Source organism: Providencia sp. PROV080 (genome assembly GCF_033688105.1).
GTDB classification, from domain to species: Bacteria; Pseudomonadota; Gammaproteobacteria; order Enterobacterales; family Enterobacteriaceae; genus Providencia; species Providencia zhejiangensis.
Genome location: NZ_CP096346.1, coordinates 3,916,535 through 3,936,298, shown reverse-complemented (window position 1 = coordinate 3,936,298; position 19,764 = coordinate 3,916,535). Strand labels below are relative to the sequence as shown.

At 44.7% G+C, this 19,764-nt stretch carries 12 protein-coding genes, 3 tRNA genes and 2 rRNA genes; 14 read left to right on the top strand and 3 right to left on the bottom strand.

The window, feature by feature from the left end:
* Nucleotides 1-75 precede the first annotated feature (75 nt).
* The 5 genes from M1F03_RS17730 (at nt 76) to M1F03_RS17710 (ending at nt 3,853) form a co-directional block, all read left to right on the top strand.
* Nucleotides 76-151 (top strand) — tRNA-Glu (locus M1F03_RS17730).
* 345 nt (nt 152-496) lie between these two features.
* A 23S ribosomal RNA gene (locus tag M1F03_RS17725) occupies nt 497-3,402 on the top strand.
* Nucleotides 3,403-3,521: 119 nt separating this feature from the next.
* A 5S ribosomal RNA gene (gene rrf, locus M1F03_RS17720) occupies nt 3,522-3,637 on the top strand.
* A gap of 55 nt (nt 3,638-3,692) precedes the next feature.
* Nucleotides 3,693-3,769, top strand: a tRNA-Asp gene (locus M1F03_RS17715).
* 8 nt (nt 3,770-3,777) lie between these two features.
* Nucleotides 3,778-3,853 (top strand) — tRNA-Trp (locus tag M1F03_RS17710).
* A gap of 852 nt (nt 3,854-4,705) precedes the next feature.
* On the opposite strand, the gene hdfR is transcribed toward M1F03_RS17710, so the two are convergent.
* On the bottom strand, nt 4,706-5,545 hold the full coding sequence (hdfR, locus tag M1F03_RS17705) for an HTH-type transcriptional regulator HdfR (protein ID WP_154624507.1): 840 nt from the start codon (nt 5,543-5,545) through the stop codon (nt 4,706-4,708).
* 111 nt (nt 5,546-5,656) lie between these two features.
* Here hdfR and M1F03_RS17700 point away from each other — a divergent pair, with 111 nt between their 5' ends.
* A complete protein-coding gene (locus M1F03_RS17700; protein WP_004915426.1) occupies nt 5,657-5,995 on the top strand; it encodes a DUF413 domain-containing protein in 339 nt (112 codons plus the stop codon).
* Nucleotides 5,996-6,197: 202 nt separating this feature from the next.
* Here M1F03_RS17700 and M1F03_RS17695 read toward each other — a convergent pair whose 3' ends face one another.
* Complete coding sequence (locus tag M1F03_RS17695) at nt 6,198-7,724, bottom strand: YifB family Mg chelatase-like AAA ATPase (RefSeq protein ID WP_163863298.1); 1,527 nt, start codon at nt 7,722-7,724, stop codon at nt 6,198-6,200.
* A 479-nt stretch (nt 7,725-8,203) separates the two neighbouring features.
* On the opposite strand from M1F03_RS17695, the gene ilvL reads away from it, so the two are divergent.
* From ilvL to ilvA, 6 genes are all read left to right on the top strand, one after another.
* Nucleotides 8,204-8,305 carry an ilv operon leader peptide gene (ilvL, locus tag M1F03_RS17690; protein ID WP_071599630.1) on the top strand — a complete coding sequence of 34 codons (102 nt, stop codon included), beginning with the start codon at nt 8,204-8,206 and terminating at the stop codon, nt 8,303-8,305.
* 134 nt (nt 8,306-8,439) lie between these two features.
* Nucleotides 8,440-10,086: an acetolactate synthase 2 catalytic subunit gene (gene ilvG, locus M1F03_RS17685; RefSeq protein WP_249999477.1), complete on the top strand. Its 1,647-nt coding sequence runs from the start codon at nt 8,440-8,442 to the stop codon at nt 10,084-10,086.
* The gene (ilvM, locus tag M1F03_RS17680) at nt 10,083-10,352 is read left to right on the top strand and encodes an acetolactate synthase 2 small subunit (protein ID WP_154623521.1); all 270 of its coding nucleotides are present in this window, start codon (nt 10,083-10,085) and stop codon (nt 10,350-10,352) included. The genes ilvG and ilvM overlap by 4 nt, the downstream gene beginning before the upstream one ends.
* Before the next feature lie 12 nt (nt 10,353-10,364).
* On the top strand, nt 10,365-11,291 hold the full coding sequence (locus M1F03_RS17675; protein WP_154623520.1) for a branched-chain amino acid transaminase: 927 nt from the start codon (nt 10,365-10,367) through the stop codon (nt 11,289-11,291).
* 65 nt (nt 11,292-11,356) lie between these two features.
* Nucleotides 11,357-13,207, top strand: coding sequence for a dihydroxy-acid dehydratase (ilvD, locus tag M1F03_RS17670; RefSeq protein WP_163863294.1), 1,851 nt, complete (start codon nt 11,357-11,359; stop codon nt 13,205-13,207).
* A 2-nt stretch (nt 13,208-13,209) separates the two neighbouring features.
* Nucleotides 13,210-14,784, top strand: a complete 1,575-nt coding sequence (gene ilvA, locus M1F03_RS17665) for a threonine ammonia-lyase, biosynthetic (protein ID WP_251464775.1) — start codon at nt 13,210-13,212, stop codon at nt 14,782-14,784.
* Here ilvA and ilvY read toward each other — a convergent pair.
* The gene (gene ilvY / locus M1F03_RS17660; protein ID WP_154623518.1) at nt 14,776-15,672 is read right to left on the bottom strand and encodes an HTH-type transcriptional activator IlvY; all 897 of its coding nucleotides are present in this window, start codon (nt 15,670-15,672) and stop codon (nt 14,776-14,778) included. The two genes, ilvA and ilvY, sit on opposite strands and share 9 nt — an antisense overlap.
* A gap of 177 nt (nt 15,673-15,849) precedes the next feature.
* On the opposite strand from ilvY, the gene ilvC reads away from it, so the two are divergent.
* Both ilvC and rep read left to right on the top strand, forming a co-directional pair.
* A complete protein-coding gene (gene ilvC, locus M1F03_RS17655; RefSeq protein ID WP_154623517.1) occupies nt 15,850-17,325 on the top strand; it encodes a ketol-acid reductoisomerase in 1,476 nt (491 codons plus the stop codon).
* Between the two features lie 375 nt (nt 17,326-17,700).
* Entirely contained in the window at nt 17,701-19,725 is a 2,025-nt protein-coding gene (rep, locus tag M1F03_RS17650) for a DNA helicase Rep (RefSeq protein WP_163863289.1), read from the top strand.
* The last annotated feature ends 39 nt before the right edge of the window (nt 19,726-19,764 follow it).

Genomic DNA, 19,764 nt, shown 5'->3' with positions numbered 1-19,764 from the left:
GGCTATACGTGGGAGACTTACCACAGGGTAAGACTTGCATGAAATAGGCCACAACATGGTTGTGCAATATTTCGTGTCCCCTTCGTCTAGAGGCCTAGGACACCGCCCTTTCACGGCGGTAACAGGGGTTCGAATCCCCTAGGGGACGCCAATTGCGCCGATATCGAGTGAAAGACGATGTCCTCAATAATGATTAAGCTAATTCACTGAGTTAGTTTAACAATTATGCTCTTTAACAATCTGGAACAAGCTGAAAATTGAAACAACGCACATTGTTTATCGCTTAAACAATGTGAGAGTCTCTCAAAATTTCAAACCTGAAATTTTCGGTCATTCAAACGAGTGGCATGAGCGAGCAGTGTGAAATTCACGGCGTAGGAGCGCAGTCAGCGCAGCGTACATCGGTACGTGAGCATGACGAGCACCGCGCAACAAAGAATTTCACCACGCACAGCCATGACAGTTAGGTGATCGTTGAAACAATTTCGGGTTGTGAGGTTAAGCGACTAAGCGTACACGGTGGATGCCTAGGCAATCAGAGGCGATGAAGGACGTGCTAATCTGCGAAAAGCGTCGGTAAGGTGATATGAACCGCTATAGCCGACGATGTCCGAATGGGGAAACCCAGTGCAATTCGTTGCACTATCGTTTGATGAATCCATAGTCAAACGAGGCGAACCGAGGGAACTGAAACATCTCAGTACCTCGAGGAAAAGAAATCAACCGAGATTCCCCTAGTAGCGGCGAGCGAACGGGGAGCAGCCCAGAGTCTTAATCAGCATCAGCATCAGGAGAACGGTCTGGAAAGTCCGGCAGTAAAGGGTGATAGCCCCGTATCCGAAGGTGTTGGTGTTGTGAACTCGACGAGTAGGGCGGGACACGTGTTATCCTGTCTGAATATGGGGGGACCATCCTCCAAGGCTAAATACTCCTGATTGACCGATAGTGAACCAGTACCGTGAGGGAAAGGCGAAAAGAACCCCGGCGAGGGGAGTGAAATAGAACCTGAAACCGTGTACGTACAAGCAGTGGGAGCACCTTTTAGGTGTGACTGCGTACCTTTTGTATAATGGGTCAGCGACTTATATTCTGTAGCAAGGTTAACCGTATAGGGGAGCCGTAGGGAAACCGAGTCTTAACTGGGCGATTAAGTTGCAGGGTATAGACCCGAAACCCGGTGATCTAGCCATGGGCAGGTTGAAGGTTGGGTAACACTAACTGGAGGACCGAACCGACTAATGTTGAAAAATTAGCGGATGACTTGTGGCTGGGGGTGAAAGGCCAATCAAACCGGGAGATAGCTGGTTCTCCCCGAAAGCTATTTAGGTAGCGCCTCGTGAACTCATCTTCGGGGGTAGAGCACTGTTTCGGCTAGGGGGTCATCCCGACTTACCAACCCGATGCAAACTACGAATACCGAAGAATGTTATCACGGGAGACACACGGCGGGTGCTAACGTTCGTCGTGAAGAGGGAAACAACCCAGACCGCCAGCTAAGGTCCCAAAGTCATGGTTAAGTGGGAAACGAAGTGGGAAGGCTCAGACAGCCAGGATGTTGGCTTAGAAGCAGCCATCATTTAAAGAAAGCGTAATAGCTCACTGGTCGAGTCGGCCTGCGCGGAAGATGTAACGGGGCTAAACCATGCACCGAAGCTGCGGCAGCGACATTTAGATGTTGTTGGGTAGGGGAGCGTTCTGTAAGCCTGTGAAGGTGTGCTGCGAGGCATGCTGGAGGTATCAGAAGTGCGAATGCTGACATAAGTAACGATAATGCGGGTGAAAAACCCGCACGCCGGAAGACCAAGGGTTCCTGTCCAACGTTAATCGGGGCAGGGTGAGTCGACCCCTAAGGCGAGGCAGAAATGCGTAGTCGATGGGAAACAGGTTAATATTCCTGTACTGGTGATAATTGCGATGGGGGGACGGAGAAGGCTAGGCTGGCCGGGCGACGGTTGTCCCGGTTTAAGGATGTAGGCAGGTGAATTAGGCAAATCCGGTTCACTACATGCTGAGGTCTGATGACGAGTCACTACGGTGGCGAAGTAGCTCATGCCCCGCTTCCAGGAAAAGCCTCTAAGCTCTAGATTATCATTAATCGTACCCCAAACCGACACAGGTGGTCAGGTAGAGAATACTCAGGCGCTTGAGAGAACTCGGGTGAAGGAACTAGGCAAAATGGTGCCGTAACTTCGGGAGAAGGCACGCTGGCGCTAGGTGAAGTCCCTCGCGGATGGAGCTGAAGCCAGTCGCAGATACCAGCTGGCTGCAACTGTTTATTAAAAACACAGCACTGTGCAAACACGAAAGTGGACGTATACGGTGTGACGCCTGCCCGGTGCTGGAAGGTTAATTGATGGGGTTATCCGTAAGGAGAAGCTCTTGATCGAAGCCCCAGTAAACGGCGGCCGTAACTATAACGGTCCTAAGGTAGCGAAATTCCTTGTCGGGTAAGTTCCGACCTGCACGAATGGCGTAATGATGGCCAGGCTGTCTCCACCCGAGACTCAGTGAAATTGAACTCGCTGTGAAGATGCAGTGTACCCGCGGCAAGACGGAAAGACCCCGTGAACCTTTACTATAGCTTGACACTGAACATTGAGCCTTGATGTGTAGGATAGGTGGGAGGCTTTGAAGTGTGGACGCCAGTCTGCATGGAGCCAACCTTGAAATACCACCCTTTAATGTTTGATGTTCTAACGTGGCCCCATCATCTGGGGTGCGGACAGTGTCTGGTGGGTAGTTTGACTGGGGCGGTCTCCTCCCAAAGAGTAACGGAGGAGCACGAAGGTTGGCTAAGCATGGTCGGACATCATGCGGTTAGTGCAAAGGCATAAGCCAGCTTGACTGCGAGAGTGACGGCTCGAGCAGGTACGAAAGTAGGTCTTAGTGATCCGGTGGTTCTGAATGGAAGGGCCATCGCTCAACGGATAAAAGGTACTCCGGGGATAACAGGCTGATACCGCCCAAGAGTTCATATCGACGGCGGTGTTTGGCACCTCGATGTCGGCTCATCACATCCTGGGGCTGAAGTAGGTCCCAAGGGTATGGCTGTTCGCCATTTAAAGTGGTACGCGAGCTGGGTTTAGAACGTCGTGAGACAGTTCGGTCCCTATCTGCCGTGGGCGTTGGAAGATTGAAAGGGGCTGCTCCTAGTACGAGAGGACCGGAGTGGACGCACCACTGGTGTTCGGGTTGTCATGCCAATGGCACTGCCCGGTAGCTAAGTGCGGAAGAGATAACCGCTGAAAGCATCTAAGCGGGAAACTTGCCTTGAGATGAGTCTTCCCTGACTCTTTAAGGGTCCTAAAGGAACGTTTAAGACTAAGACGTTGATAGGCTGGGTGTGTAAGCGTAGCGATACGTTGAGCTAACCAGTACTAATGAACCGTGAGGCTTAACCTGACAACACCGAAGGTGTTTTAGAGAGAACGTTGTGAAGCGCATACAGAGTGCGAGAAATTAGCTTGTTCAAGATTGCTGTTCTGGTTGGTGGAAGCCGACGGGAACAAAAACTGAATTTGTCTGGCGGCAATAGCGCGGTGGTCCCACCTGACCCCATGCCGAACTCAGCAGTGAAACGCCGTAGCGCCGATGGTAGTGTGGGGTCTCCCCATGTGAGAGTAGGGAACTGCCAGACATTAAATTAAAGACTTATTGCGAAGCGATAAGCAGCCGTTAGGCGAAAGAATAGTGGAGCGGTAGTTCAGTTGGTTAGAATACCTGCCTGTCACGCAGGGGGTCGCGGGTTCGAGTCCCGTCCGTTCCGCCACTTAATTTAGGGGCGTAGTTCAATTGGTAGAGCACCGGTCTCCAAAACCGGGTGTTGGGAGTTCGAGCCTCTCCGCCCCTGCCAGTTACCAATTAAGTAAAAATAAAAGAAGTATCTTATTGATAACCCGATTATTTTAATCGGGTTTTTCTTTATCTAACCTACAGACACATCACCATCTCCCACCGAGCAGACATCCCACTTGTATTACCCTTTGATAATGCAGTCAATGACTCAATTTTGGGATTAAAGAGAACACTATCACTCTGTGATCAAATTGAGTAATAGAGTGCGTATATAAGCAGTTACACCCTACCTCAATGCTAAAATGCCTAAAAGTGACTTTTGGGTTGTATTAATATCCCCTAACACGCTGAATGAACTTAAAGATTAAATGTAGCTTATTAACGGAATATCATTGTGACGTTAAACGGCGCAGTTATTACTGTCATTGATAGCTCAATTTAGACCTATCAGTGTTGTTAGGTTTTAATGGGAACGGCTTTCTATCGATTTTTCTCTTTCTGCTTACATGCTAAGAAGGTTTGATTGTTTTAATCTATCTGGCATGAAGACTTGGTTTTTGTTTGCCTACCTATATACCTTTCGATTGTGACTTCGTTTAAGCCAATATGACTAATGCCATGACTTTAAAGAAGCGTGCCAAGTGATGATGTTTATATATTGCATGTTTAGGACATTGCCGTCGCTCACCCAAGCCGGTAAATACCCCATAAAATTTAATAGCATTAATTTTGGGTGATAGGGGTATTATCAAATATCACCATTTTTTATTGGCAGGGAATGATAACTTATTTAGATATCAATAAAATGGGATAGCTCTTTGATGTGCCTGTGACTTTCGAGCAAATTAACATTATTGAAAAACTAGACGCTCGATAAAACAATCGAGCGTCATGGCGTGATGAGCTTATTTTATGGGATTAATTGAGCATTCTTAATAGGGGTTTTTATTAGTTGATTAATCAATGCTTGTTGATCGTTCTTCTGTAGCCAAACAGCGTAGAGTGGTTTTGTCATTGGACTTTCTGAGAGTGTTTTTAGCCCAGGGTACTGGATACTCCAGTGAGAAGGTAAAAACGCAGCAGAAAGTGATACAGAGAGTAATTGACGGGCTATATGCGCTGATGTCGTTATCATGACAGGTGAGTCATCAGGCGTTAAAGCTGAATCATTTTGAGGATGGAAATCGGCTCCCCACTCTAATTTGATATAATTATAATTTGTTAGCGCAATATTTTTTTGTGAAGCCATTAGCTGAAGTTCAATCGTACCAATAATGGTGCTTTCAAACTCATCCATTTTCGGTGGCTCCGTTGCTATCAGCAAATCGAGTTCTCTGGAGTGTAGTTGCTTGACGAGTGATTGACGCGTTGATACTCGCGCTTCTAATCGTAGCTCATCATGCTGTTCATATAATGCTTGTACCCAGTCCGTCAGATAGCCTTCCCACAGTGATGCGGTCGCTCCAATTGATAGTTCAGTATGCTGTGATGCATGTGAGATCTCTTTTTTAGCCTGTAACCATGTATTCATCAACGATTCTGCATAGGGGACTAAGCGCTCCCCCGCGGCCGTTAATCGAATGTTATTACGATGCCGAGTAAATAGGTTTGTGCCTAGTTGTGTTTCAAGTTGTCTGATACGAAAGCTAACAGCAGATTGTGTTAAATATAGTGATTCTGCGGCTCGGCCGAAGTGTCTGGTTCTACTGACTTCCAAAAAAGTTTTTAATAACTCAGTATCCACATACATCTCCAATAATTTTTGTCGTGATGATTTAAATGTTTTGTTTTACAGATTGTCAATGCTGTCTAATACTCCGCGCCATAAAGAGTTGACAGTAATAAGTTAGGAGTGTGTCAGATGGCAGAAAGCTTCATCACGACTAATCGTTTTTTTGATAATAAACATTACCCACGTGGCTTTTCTCGTCATGGTGATTTCACCATCAAGGAAGCTCAGTTACTCGAACGTCACGGTCAAGCTTTTTCTGAGCTTGATTCTGGCAAACGCGCTGCACAGACTGATGAAGAAAAACTGTTCGTTGCAGTTTGCCGTGGCGAAAGGGAACCAGTAACTCCTGAAGAAAAGGTGTGGGCGAAATATTCTAGCCGTATAAATCGTCCAAAACGCTTTCATACTCTCTCTGGCGGTAAACCTCAGATAGACCCTTCAGATGACTATACAGATACAGATGATTAATATCATCAATATATTTACAGAGGGGCTTTAGGCCCCTTAGTTTATTTATCGGATATTAGTATGACTTATCGACCATGTTATTCTTGCAAATGTGTGCTTATCTAATCGCATATCGTCATCATTTCATGCATTCTGTACCTATCCACTGAAAATTGTTAGGTTCTCTGTTTTATTTTTCTGTCTTTAACTCTCTCCCAGCCAGTCAGCTTACTTGTTTTTGTAAATGAAGCAATAACTTATCCATCGCTCGGTAACCTAATGCTTCGAGAAGATGCGGTTTTTCAATATTGTCTGTATTTTGTAAATCAGCAATGGTACGAGCAACCCTTAAGATCTTATGCCAAGCCCTGATAGATAATCCGAGCTTATTTAAAGCCTGCTCTAAAAAAAAGGCATCCTTGGTATTGAGCTGACAGAGTGCGGTGGTTTCTTTCTCGGTTAACTGGCTGTTTAATTTCCCTATTCTTTTCATTTGAATGTTTCTTGCAAGTAGGACCCTAGAGCGTATTTGTTCGCTATTTTCACTGTGAGAGGATGGGTGGCTTAGCGTGCCTAGAGGTAGTAATGGAATCTCTATTGAAAGATCAAATCGATCAAGAAAAGGGCCTGAAATACGTGAGAGATAGCGTAAAATTTTAGTTGGAGAGCTGCGGCAAAAGTTTCCTTGATATTGACCTGTAGGGCTTGGATTTAAGGCAGCAATGAGTTGAAAGTTAGCAGGGAAAGAGACTTTTGCTTTAGCACGAGAAATAATGATTTGCCTTGATTCTAGCGGCTCACGTAATGCATCAAGTACAGTGCGGCTAAATTCCGGTAATTCATCTAGAAACAAAATCCCATTATGCGCTAGGGATATCTCCCCCGGCTTCGGTAAGCTTCCTCCGCCAATAAGTGCTGCCATTGAGGCACTATGATGAGGCGCTCTAAATGGCCGAGGAGGCCAATCATAACTTAAGTGAGTGGATTGACATAGACTATGTATTGAAGCGACTTCTAACGCTTCCTGTGGCGTTAGAGTGGGTAAAAGCGTCTTGAGTCTGCTTGCTAACATTGTTTTTCCAGTACCAGGAGGGCCTAATAAGAGTAAATTATGTCCACCACTGGCACAGATTTCTAATGCTCTTTTTCCTTGTTCTTGCCCAATGATATCGCTGATGTTGTCATTACAATTGAGTGATGCAGGGATGTTAGTTGGATGGAAATTACGTGGTAAGGCGGTCTTTTCATATAAAAAATGGCAAAGTTCTAATAGTGTTCCTGCAAACATAACGCTGTTATCAGGGAGTAAGTTCAGCTGTTGTGGATTTTCCGCTGCAAGAATGAGCTGTCTTTTTTTTGTTAATGCAGCCAAAGCGGCAGGAATAGCGCCATTAACATGACGAATTTGGCCAGATAAAGCAAGTTCGCCGAGAAATTCATATTGATGAAGTATCTTAGCGGGGACTTGGCCTGAAGAAACTAAGATAGCAATGGCTATCGCTAGATCATAACGCCCCCCTTCTTTAGGGAGATCGGCAGGGGCCAAGTTAATTGTCATTTTTTTGGTTGGATATTCAAAGCCGCTGTTTATTAGAGCGCTTCGTACCCTATCTCTAGATTCTTTAACAGCGGTTTCTGGCAGACCGACAAGCGTTAAGCCTGGAAGTCCATTACTAATATGGGCTTCAACAGTCACAAGTGGGGCATCCATTCCTATCGAGGCTCTGGTGTAGACAATCGCTAGTGCCATATTTTCTCCCTTTTAGTAAACAGAGTAATATTCTGTTTAACAAAAAGGCTGTGCAATCGCATGTTTTAATGTTGAGAAGCCGTTTGGAAAGCAGATTAGAAAATATTTAGCAATCATCATTTTCTTGCGAAGATGTTCACAAAATTATTATTTATCATGGTATTGGGTTTTATTTATAAATAATCATTAAGTATTACTTTAGATAATTATTATTGAAAAGTGATATATGAAATAAATTTAATATCTTCAATGTTAGGTTTAGATAATGGAATATCAGACTAATTATTCAATCAGAACAATATGTATTTGCTATATATATAGTGAAATACTAGATAATCATGCTAAATATTTTGTAGCGCTATGTTTTTAAAGTAAATTTATTTTTTAATAGGAAAAAAAGAAAATAAAAGTTGTCAAAGTAATTTTAACATGATAACTCTTTAATATAGATAACGAATAACAGTGAAAGAAAAAAACAGATGAACGCATTTTTCCGAGTGATTAGCCTAATTATTATCAGCGTGGTGGTGATTATTATCCCACCGTGCGGGGCTGCACTTGGACGACGAAGGCTAAATTAGTAGCCAGATCTCACGAGAACCCCGCACCGAAAGGCGCGGGGTTTTTTTTGACATAAAAGTTTACCAACATCATTCAACCTAAAAAAACAAAATAAATACAAATAGATAAAGCAAATGGAAGACAGGAGAGAAGCATGAATGGGGCACAATGGTTAGTTCAAGCATTAAGAACTCAAGGGGTTGAAACCGTGTTTGGTTACCCTGGTGGTGCGATTATGCCAGTGTATGATGCATTGTATGATGGCGGCGTTGAGCATCTGTTATGCCGCCATGAGCAAGGTGCTGTGATTGCGGCGATTGGTTATGCGCGATCAACCTCGAAAACGGGAGTATGTATTGCGACATCTGGGCCGGGTGCCACAAACTTAATTACAGGATTAGCCGATGCGTTGTTAGATTCAGTTCCTGTTGTTGCCATTACAGGGCAGGTGAGCTCTGAATTTATTGGTACGGATGCTTTTCAGGAAATTGATGTTTTAGGGTTATCGCTTGCCTGTACTAAGCACAGTTTTTTAGTGGAATCTCTTGAAGACCTGCCTCGTATTGTTGCTGAAGCTTTCGCAATCGCAAATAGTGGTCGTCCAGGACCTGTACTGATTGATATTCCGAAAGATATTCAACTACAGCAGGCCGACCTAGCACCATTTTTAATGCCTGTTGAACAGGATTTGCCTATCCAAACTGATGAAGTACAGCAAGCAAGAGCGTTACTCCAACAGTCGCAAAAGCCGATGTTATACATTGGTGGCGGTGTTGGTATGTCGGGAGCGGTTGCCGAGTTAAGACAATTTATTGCGTGCACAGGCATCCCTTCTGTGGCGACGTTAAAAGGGTTGGGGGCTGTAGCGGCGACGGAGCCTTATTATCTTGGCATGTTAGGTATGCATGGAACGAAAGCCGCTAACCTAGCGGTACAACGTTGCGATTTATTGATTGCGGTTGGTGCACGTTTTGATGATCGTGTGACGGGCAAATTAAATACATTCGCTCCGGATGCCAAAGTCATACATATCGATATTGACCATGTTGAGCTTGATAAATTGCGTCAAACGCATGTGGCTTTGTTAGGTGATGCCAAACAGCTATTACCTGAATTGACGATGGAAAAAAATATTTCGTCATGGCAGGAAGAGGTGCAGCAGTTAAAACACGAATTCAGTTGGCGCTATGACCATCCTGGCGAAGCTATTTATGCCCCTTTGCTGTTAAAGCAACTTTCCGATCGTATGGGGCCTAATACGGTTGTCACAACGGATGTTGGGCAGCACCAAATGTGGTCAGCTCAGCATTTAGAGTTTGATGCCCCTGAAAATTTTATAACTTCAAGTGGTCTGGGAACCATGGGCTTTGGTATTCCTGCGGCAATCGGTGCTCAGGTTGCTCGTCCTGAAGATACCGTGATCTGTGTTTCTGGAGATGGCTCGTTCATGATGAACGTTCAAGAGTTGGGAACCATTAAGCGTAAACAGTTACCGGTTAAAATTTTATTGTTAGATAACCAACGTTTAGGCATGGTTCGTCAGTGGCAAGAGCTGTTTTTTGAGCAACGTTATAGTGAAACTATTTTAACGGATAACCCTGATTTTGTCGCTTTGGCGCAGGCTTTTGATATTCCTGGACGCCGTATCACTGCAAAATCGGAAGTCGATGCTGCGCTAGATGAATTACTTAATAGTGAAGGCGCTTACATCTTGCAGGTTTCAATAAATGAATTAGAAAACGTCTGGCCGCTGGTTCCACCAGGGGCGAGTAATGAAAAAATGATGGAGAAACCGTTATGATGCAACATCAACTCGCAATACAAGCCCGTTTCCGTCCTGAGGTTTTAGAGCGTATATTACGGGTGACTCGCCATCGTGGATTCCAAATCAGTTCAATGACTATGGATCACATGCCAGATGGTGATAATGTAAATATTGAAATGACTGTGAATAGCCAGAGGCCACTCACCCAGCTATATGCACAGTTAACTAAGTTGTCTGATGTTTCAGAAGTTGAAATAAGAGAACAAGAATCACGACTATTACGCACTCAGAGTGCAATGTAAGGAATAAATACAATGACTAAGAAAGCTGACTATATTTGGTTTAACGGTGAAATGACGCCATGGGCTGATGCTAAGGTACACGTTATGTCTCATGCTCTGCATTATGGAACATCGGTATTTGAAGGCGTCCGTTGCTATGACTCTCACAAAGGGCCAGTTGTATTCCGCCATAGAGAACACATGCAACGTTTGCGTGATTCCGCAAAAATCTACCGTATGCCTGTCAGCTATAGCGTAGATGAGTTAATGGAAGCTTGCCGTGCCACTCTGCGTAAAAACAACTTAGTCAGTGCATATATTCGTCCACTCGTTTTTATCGGTGATGTTGGCATGGGAGTGAACCCACCGGACGGTTATAAAACAGATGTCATCATGGCTGCTTTCCCATGGGGAGCGTATTTAGGGGAAGAAGCATTAGACCAAGGTATTGATGCAATGGTCTCTTCTTGGAATCGTGTGGCACCAAATACTATCCCAACAGGTGCAAAAGCTGGCGGTAACTATCTGTCATCGCTGTTAGTAGGGAGTGAGGCTCGCCGTCATGGCTACCAAGAAGGTATCGCGTTAGACGTTCATGGTTATCTATCTGAAGGTGCGGGCGAAAACATCTTTGAAGTGAAAGATGGTATTTTATTTACTCCTCCATTTACTTCTTCTGCTCTACCGGGGATCACTCGTGACGCTATTTTAACCCTAGCAAAAGACATGGGGATTGAGGTGCGTGAGCAAACATTATCACGTGAGTCACTTTATCTTGCTGATGAAGTCTTTATGACAGGAACCGCGGCGGAAATTACTCCAGTACGTAGCGTTGACGGTATCCAAGTCGGCATTGGCCGTTGTGGCCCTGTGACGAAAAAGATCCAGCAAGCATTTTTTGGCTTGTTTGATGGGTCGACGGAAGATAAATGGGGTTGGTTAGATCCAGTAAACCCTTAATAACAAATATAAACAGACTTACAGGCGGTCGTTCCCCGCCTGTTTTAAAACACGGGAGTAAAGATATGCCTAAGTACCGTTCAGCAACAACCACTCATGGCCGTAATATGGCAGGCGCTCGTGCATTATGGCGTGCCACCGGTATGACGGATGCTGATTTTGGAAAACCAATTATTGCAGTGGTTAACTCATTTACTCAATTTGTTCCAGGGCACGTTCATTTGCGCGACCTAGGGAAGCTGGTTGCTGAGCAAATTGAAGCTGCGGGTGGTGTTGCGAAAGAGTTTAATACGATTGCCGTTGATGATGGTATCGCTATGGGGCATGGCGGGATGCTTTATTCCTTACCTTCCCGTGAGTTAATTGCAGATTCTGTTGAATATATGGTGAATGCGCACTGTGCAGATGCCATGGTTTGTATCTCCAACTGTGACAAAATCACACCGGGCATGTTAATGGCGTCATTACGTTTGAATATTCCGGTGATATTTGTTTCAGGTGGCCCAATGGAAGCGGGTAAAACGAAGCTTTCAGATCAAATCATTAAGTTGGACTTGGTCGATGCGATGATCCAAGGTGCTAACCCTAATGTCAGTGATGCGGATAGTGAACAAATTGAACGTTCGGCTTGCCCAACGTGTGGATCTTGCTCGGGAATGTTCACCGCTAACTCGATGAACTGTTTAACAGAAGCGCTTGGCTTATCACAACCCGGAAATGGATCCTTATTAGCCACTCATGCTGACCGTAAAACCCTTTTCATTAATGCGGGTAAACGCATTGTCGAACTGACAAAACGCTATTATGAGCAGAATGATGAAAGTGCATTACCACGTAATATCGCCAACAAAGCCGCGTTTGAAAATGCGATGACACTGGATATTGCGATGGGAGGATCGACAAATACCGTATTGCACTTGCTTGCTGCCGCGCAAGAAGCAGAGGTTGATTTTACCATGGCGGATATTGATCGTTTGTCACGTCAAGTTCCGCACTTATGTAAAGTCGCGCCGAGCACCCAGAAATACCATATGGAAGACGTTCACCGTGCTGGTGGTGTGATTGGTATTTTAGGTGAGTTGAGCCGAGCAGGTTTATTACAAGAAAATGTGAAAAATATTCTGGGGCTGACTTTTAAACAGACGCTTGAGCAATACGACGTCATGTTGACGAAAGATGAGTCAGTTAAATCGATGTTTTTAGCGGGGCCTGCGGGTATTCGCACAACACAAGCATTCTCGCAAAGTTGCCGTTGGCCTTCCTTGGATACTGACCGTGAAAATGGGTGTATTCGTAATATTGAACATGCTTATAGCTTAGATGGCGGATTAGCGGTATTAGCCGGTAATATCGCCGAAGATGGTTGTATTGTAAAAACTGCGGGTGTTGATGAAGGAAGTTTAACGTTCCGAGGCCCCGCTAAAGTGTATGAGAGCCAAGATGATGCTGTTGAAGCGATACTTGGTGGCAAGGTTGTTGAAGGTGATGTGGTTGTTATTCGTTATGAAGGCCCGAAAGGCGGTCCAGGCATGCAAGAGATGCTCTATCCGACGTCATACCTTAAATCGATGGGATTAGGTAAGGCCTGTGCACTGATTACAGACGGTCGTTTCTCTGGGGGAAGTTCTGGGTTATCGATCGGTCATATTTCACCGGAAGCAGCAAGTGGTGGTTTGTTAGCCTTAGTACAGGATGGTGACATCATTGATATTGATATTCCAAAGAGAACCATTGCTTTGGATGTGAGTGAAGATGAGCTAAATAAACGCCGTGATGCGGAATTAGCGCGAGGTGATAAAGCTTATACACCACGTGATCGTCAGCGTGAAGTCTCTTTTGCTTTACGTGCCTATGCATCTCTTGCAACCAGTGCAGATAAGGGCGCTGTACGCGATAAGTCTAAGTTGGGAGGCTAACGGTGGCAGCTGCAAAACCATTACCATCAGCCCCAACGAGTGCTGATTATCTAAAAGCGGCGCTGAGTGCGCCGGTTTATGAAGTCGCTCAAGTTACGCCATTGCAAGAAATGAGCAAAGTCTCGGCTCGTATGGGAAATACGATCCTCGTTAAACGTGAAGATAGGCAGCCTGTGCATAGTTTTAAGTTGCGCGGTGCTTACGCCATGATTGCAGGGTTGACCGATGAGCAAAAAGCGAAAGGTGTCGTGACCGCTTCTGCGGGAAACCATGCTCAAGGGGTAGCCTTATCGGCGAGCCGTGTTGGTGTGAAAGCAAAAATTGTGATGCCTGTTGCGACAGCGGATATCAAAGTTGATGCAGTACGTAACTTTGGGGGCGAGGCCATTTTGCATGGCGCTAATTTTGATGAGGCGAAAGCAAAAGCCATTGAGATGGCAGCTCAAGAGGGCTATACCTTTGTTCCTCCTTTCGATCATCCCGCGGTCATTGCAGGTCAAGCAACGATTGCATTAGAGCTACTGCAACAAGATGTGCATCTTGACCGAATTTTTATACCTGTTGGTGGTGGTGGCCTAATCGCGGGGGTGGCGGTTTTAATCAAACAATTAATGCCAGAAATTAAAATCATCGGCGTTGAAGCAGAAGATGCCGCCTGTTTAAAAGCAGCGCTAGAGGCTGGCCATCCGGTTGACTTACCTCGAGTTGGTTTATTTGCAGAAGGTGTGGCAGTAAAACGTATTGGGGATGAAACATTTCGTCTCTGCCAACAATATGTCGATGATGTGATCACGGTAGATAGCGATGCGATCTGTGCAGCCTTGAAAGATATTTTTGAAGACGTACGTGCTATTGCCGAACCATCCGGTGCATTGGCGCTGGCGGGCCTGAAAAAATATGTGCAACAGCATAATATTAAAGGCGAACGTTTAGCGCATATTTTGTCTGGCGCCAATATGAACTTTCATGGGCTACGTTATGTGTCTGAGCGCTGTGAAATTGGTGAACAGCGGGAAGCACTACTTGCCGTTACGATCCCTGAACAAAAAGGCAGCTTTTTACGCTTTTGTCAGTTGCTAGGTCATCGGTCTATCACGGAGTTCAACTATCGTTATACCGATGCAGATCCTGACCGCGCGTGTATTTTTGTTGGGGTAAGACTTAATGGCGGGGAAAGTGAGCGAATTGAAATAATTCAGGAGCTACAACAGAACGGCTATGAAGTGGCTGACCTTTCCGATGATGAAATGGCAAAATTACATGTCCGCTATATGATTGGTGGTCGCCCATCGAAACCATTGGAAGAGCGCCTCTATAGTTTCGAGTTTCCTGAGTCCCCCGGGGCACTGTTGAAATTCTTAGAGACGTTAGGTACCTATTGGAATATTACACTGTTCCATTATCGGAGTCATGGCACTGACTACGGGCGTGTGTTAGCCGCGTTTGAGTTATCTGGACCAGAAGTTCGCTTTGATAGGCACCTTGATGCATTAGGCTATGAATATCATGATGAAACGGGGAATCCCTCTTTCCGTTTCTTTTTAGCGCCCCAACGTCTCCCTCAAACATTAGATTAAGCTTTCTGGGAGTAGTTGCCAGAATGATTTGATTAAGGGTTCGCTAAGGCGTTTGCTAAGTGAGCAAACGCCTAGTTCAAAAGGCTCCACTAGCGAAATATTATCTAATTGTAATATACGACTACGTACCGGTTCTGGGCTGTTATCAACCACGACGCTCGGAATCAAAGCGATACCACAACCAAGCGCGACCATTGAGACGATTGCTTCATGCCCAGAGACGGTTGCATAGATCACGGGGTTATTGATGTGGTGGCGACGGAACCATAGTTCGATACGTTTTCTTGAGGGGCCGTGTTCAGGCAGGATAAAAGGAATGGCAGACCAATCAGGTTGTGGTTCTGTCGCCATGGTGCGTACCGCACAAGGCAATGCCGGAGCAATCAGAACCAATGGAATTTCACCAATTTTAGTAAATTTTACATTATCAGGAAGGCGTTCCGGTTTACCGGCAATCCCTAAGTCCGCTTCTTTGGTTTCGACTTTATCGACGGCATCGGCAGCATCCCCTGTGGTGAGTTTGATTTCAACGAGTGGGTGAAGGGCTCGGAATTTATCTAAAACCTGTGGTAAATGGCTGTAGGCGGCTGTTACTGAACAAAAAAGGCGTAGCTCACCCGTGAGAGAGGGGCTTTGTTGATTGAGAACATGTTGCAGTTGTTGATATTGCAATAAGGTTTGTTGAGCAAATTGTTTTAAATGCTCTCCAGCTTGCGTCAGTTTTACCGAACGATTATCACGAATAAATAGCGGATGCCCTAGCTGTTCTTCTAAGCGTTGAATTTGTCTCGATAAGGTTGAGGGGCTGACATACATTGCTTTAGAGGTTCGACCGAAATGGCAGCTTTCTGCTAAATGAAGAAATAGCTTTAAATCACGAATATCCATTTTTGTATTAGCCTCAGATTCAATAAATATGACGTTGCAAAATATGCAACATTGTATTGTTAATATATCAATTTAAGCAATGCAAATCATCGCATATAGTAAAACCATAACCGCTTAATAAAAGCGACGGGCCAAGGGCCTGACATAACGAACACAACAGAACAATGGAGTAAGACAATGGCGAATTATTTTAATACTTTGAATCTGCGTCAGCAGTTGGAACAATTAGGCAAGTGTCGTTTCATGAAGCGCGAAGAGTTTGCTGATGAAGCAGGATACTTAAAAGGTAAAAAAATCGTCATCGTCGGTTGTGGTGCTCAAGGCCTAAACCAAGGCTTGAATATGCGTGACTCGGGCTTAGATATTGCTTACGCACTGCGCGCTGAAGCTATCGCGGAGAAGCGTGCATCATGGCGCAAAGCGACAGAAAATGGTTTCAAAGTGGGCACTTATGAAGAGTTGATCCCAGAAGCTGACTTAGTGATTAACTTAACGCCAGACAAACAGCACTCAACCGTTGTTCGTGCTGTTCAACCAATGATGAAACAAGGCGCGGCTTTAGGTTATTCGCACGGTTTTAACATTGTCGAAGTTGGCGAAGAAATTCGTAAAGATATTACTGTTGTGATGGTAGCACCGAAGTGCCCTGGTACTGAAGTACGTGAAGAATACAAACGTGGCTTTGGTGTTCCAACGCTGATTGCGGTTCATCCTGAAAATGATCCGAAAGGTGAAGGAATGGCAATTGCTAAAGCTTGGGCTGCTGCAACGGGAGGTCATCGCGCTGGGGTATTAGAATCTTCATTTGTTGCTGAAGTTAAGTCTGACCTGATGGGCGAGCAAACTATCCTGTGCGGTATGTTGCAAGCTGGTGCTTTGCTGTCTTACGACAAAATGGTTGCTGATGGTGTTGAGCCAGGCTATGCAGGCAAATTGATTCAGTTTGGTTGGGAAACCATTACCGAAGCCTTGAAACAAGGTGGTATCACGCTGATGATGGATCGCCTGTCTAACCCAGCTAAACTGCGTGCATTTGCTCTGTCAGAACAATTGAAAACCATCATGGCGCCTTTATTCCAAAAACATATGGATGACATTATCTCAGGCGAATTCTCAGCAACTATGATGGCTGACTGGGCTAATGATGATAAAAACCTACTGGCTTGGCGTGAAGAAACAGGTAAAACGGCGTTTGAAAATTACCCAGAATATACTGGTAAGATTTCGGAGCAAGAGTATTTCGACCATGGCGTTCTGTTAGTTGCAATGGTTAAAGCAGGGGTTGAGTTAGCATTCGATACGATGTTAGAAGCGGGTATTCTTGAAGAGTCTGCTTATTACGAATCACTGCATGAATTGCCGCTGATTGCCAATACGATTGCTCGTAAGCGTTTGTATGAAATGAACGTGGTTATTTCAGATACCGCAGAATATGGTAACTACCTGTTCTCATTTGCAGCCGTTCCAATGCTGAAAGACTTTATGAGTAAACTGCAAGCCGGTGATTTAGCTAAACCTGTTGCTGATAATGGCACTGATAACGCGCAACTACGTGATGTGAATGAAGCGATTCGTAACCATCCTATCGAGAAAATCGGTAAGACATTACGTGGTTATATGACGGATATGAAGAAAATCTCTAGCGCGCAATAATCCTTACCATTCTCCGCATCAATAGATGCGTTGGCTGAACGGAGGTTACCCAAGTCACATATTTAATGTATGCCCCTTGGGATAACCTCCTTTTTCGTCACTCTTCGCGTGATAGGTGCGTTGGCTTCACTCGGTTACCCAAGTCACATACTTAATGTATGCTCCTTGGGATAACCTCCTTTGCCGCCTTCCTCTAACGCGAATAGTTTAGAAAAATGTATTGATGTTATAAAAGAAAAAGAACAGAACCACATCGGTCTAATGAATGATGTGGTTTTTTGCTTTTATAAAGGATCGTTGCTCAAGAGTTGGCTAGGTTTCTGCTACAATCCGTAGAGAGTTCCATTTTGAATAACTAAGTGATGTAGAGAAACCATGCGATTAAATCCAAGCCAACAGCAGGCTGTTGAATTTGTGGATGGCCCATGCCTTGTGCTGGCGGGTGCCGGTTCGGGAAAAACCCGAGTTATTACCAATAAAATAGCGCATCTGATCCGCCATTGTGGCTATCAGCCTCGTCAAATCGCTGCGGTAACGTTTACCAATAAAGCGGCGCGTGAGATGAAAGAGCGTGTCGCCCAAACCTTGGGTAAAAAAGAAGCGCGTGGGTTGATTATCTCGACATTCCATACTCTTGGCTTGGAGATCATCAAGCGAGAATATAAAGCATTAGGTATTAAAGCGAACTTTTCTCTGTTTGATGATCAGGACCAAATGGCATTACTAAAAGAGCTAACCTTTGATTTATTAGAAGAGGATAAAGATCTTTTACAGCAATTGATCTCATCGATCTCAAATTGGAAAAATGATCTATTATCACCTGATCAAGCATTGGCGCGTGCCAGAAGTGAAAAAGAGCACCATTTCGCTGAATGCTATCGCCGCTACGAATTACATTTAAGAAGCTGTAACGTATTGGATTTTGATGACCTTATCAGTAAGCCAACGTTACTTTTGTCGCATAACGAAGAGGTTCGCGAACGTTGGCAACAAAAAATTCGTTATTTGCTGGTGGATGAATATCAAGATACCAATACTAGCCAATATCAATTGGTTAAGTTGTTGGTTGGTCAGCGCGCGCGCTTTACGGTGGTAGGGGATGATGATCAATCTATCTACTCTTGGCGTGGTGCTAGACCACAAAACTTGGTGCTGTTAAGTCAAGACTTTCCAAAACTGAATGTGATTAAGTTGGAGCAAAACTATCGTTCATCTGAGCGAATACTCAAAGCGGCAAATATTTTGATTGCCAATAACCCTCATGTATTTGAAAAACAATTGTTCTCGACACTGGGCTACGGTGCGCCACTCAAAGTGATTACCGCCAACAATGAAGATCATGAGGCAGAAAGGGTGATTGGTGAATTGATTGCTCATCACTTCATCAATAAAACACAATATAAAGATTATGCGATTTTATATCGTGGTAACCACCAATCTCGTATTTTTGAAAAAATGTTGATGCAAAATCGCATCCCATATCGCATTTCAGGGGGAACCTCCTTTTTTTCTCGTCCTGAAATAAAAGATTTATTAGCGTATTTGCGGGTACTGACTAATCCTGAAGATGATAGTGCTTTCTTGCGTATCGTGAATACGCCACGTCGTGAAATTGGTCCGAAAACAATCCAAAAGCTTGGTGAATGGGCTAATCAGCGGGGCAAGAGCCTCTATCAAGCCAGTTTTGATTTGGGCTTAGAGCAAACGTTAACAGGCAAAGGATTAAACGCGCTTCAGCAATTCGCTCATTGGATGGACAAGATTGTGAAATTGGCTGAACGTGAGCCATTGATAGCGGTACGTGATTTGCTGCGTGAAATGGATTATGAAAGCTGGTTGTATGAAACTTCCGCCAGTACTAAAGCTGCCGAAATGCGGATGAAAAACGTGAATCAATTGTTTACGTGGATGAGTGAAATGGTAGAAGGCGACGACTTGAATGACCCAATGTCGTTAGATCAGGTTGTAACGCGTTTCACGTTACGTGACATGATGGAACGAGGTGAAGATGATGAAGAGTCAGACCAAGTTCAGTTAATGACCTTACATGCATCAAAAGGGCTTGAGTTTCCTTATGTTTTCCTAGTCGGTATGGAAGAAGGGCTGTTACCACATCAAAGCAGTATTGATGAAGACAATATCGATGAGGAACGCCGTCTAGCTTATGTTGGAATTACTCGGGCACAAAAAGAGCTCTTTTTTAGTCATTGTCGTGAACGTCGCCAATATGGGGAGCTAATCCGACCTGAGTTAAGCCGCTTTTTATTAGAATTACCACAAGATGATTTAGAGTGGGAGCAACAGCGGAAAGTCGTTACGGCGGAGGAGCGAATGCAAAAAGGGCAATCAGCACTTGCCGATATTAAGGCCCGTCTAGGACTGAATAAAAAAGATAAGTAGGAGATTGCCCCTCACACTGCTTGTGCTTATCGAGTGTGA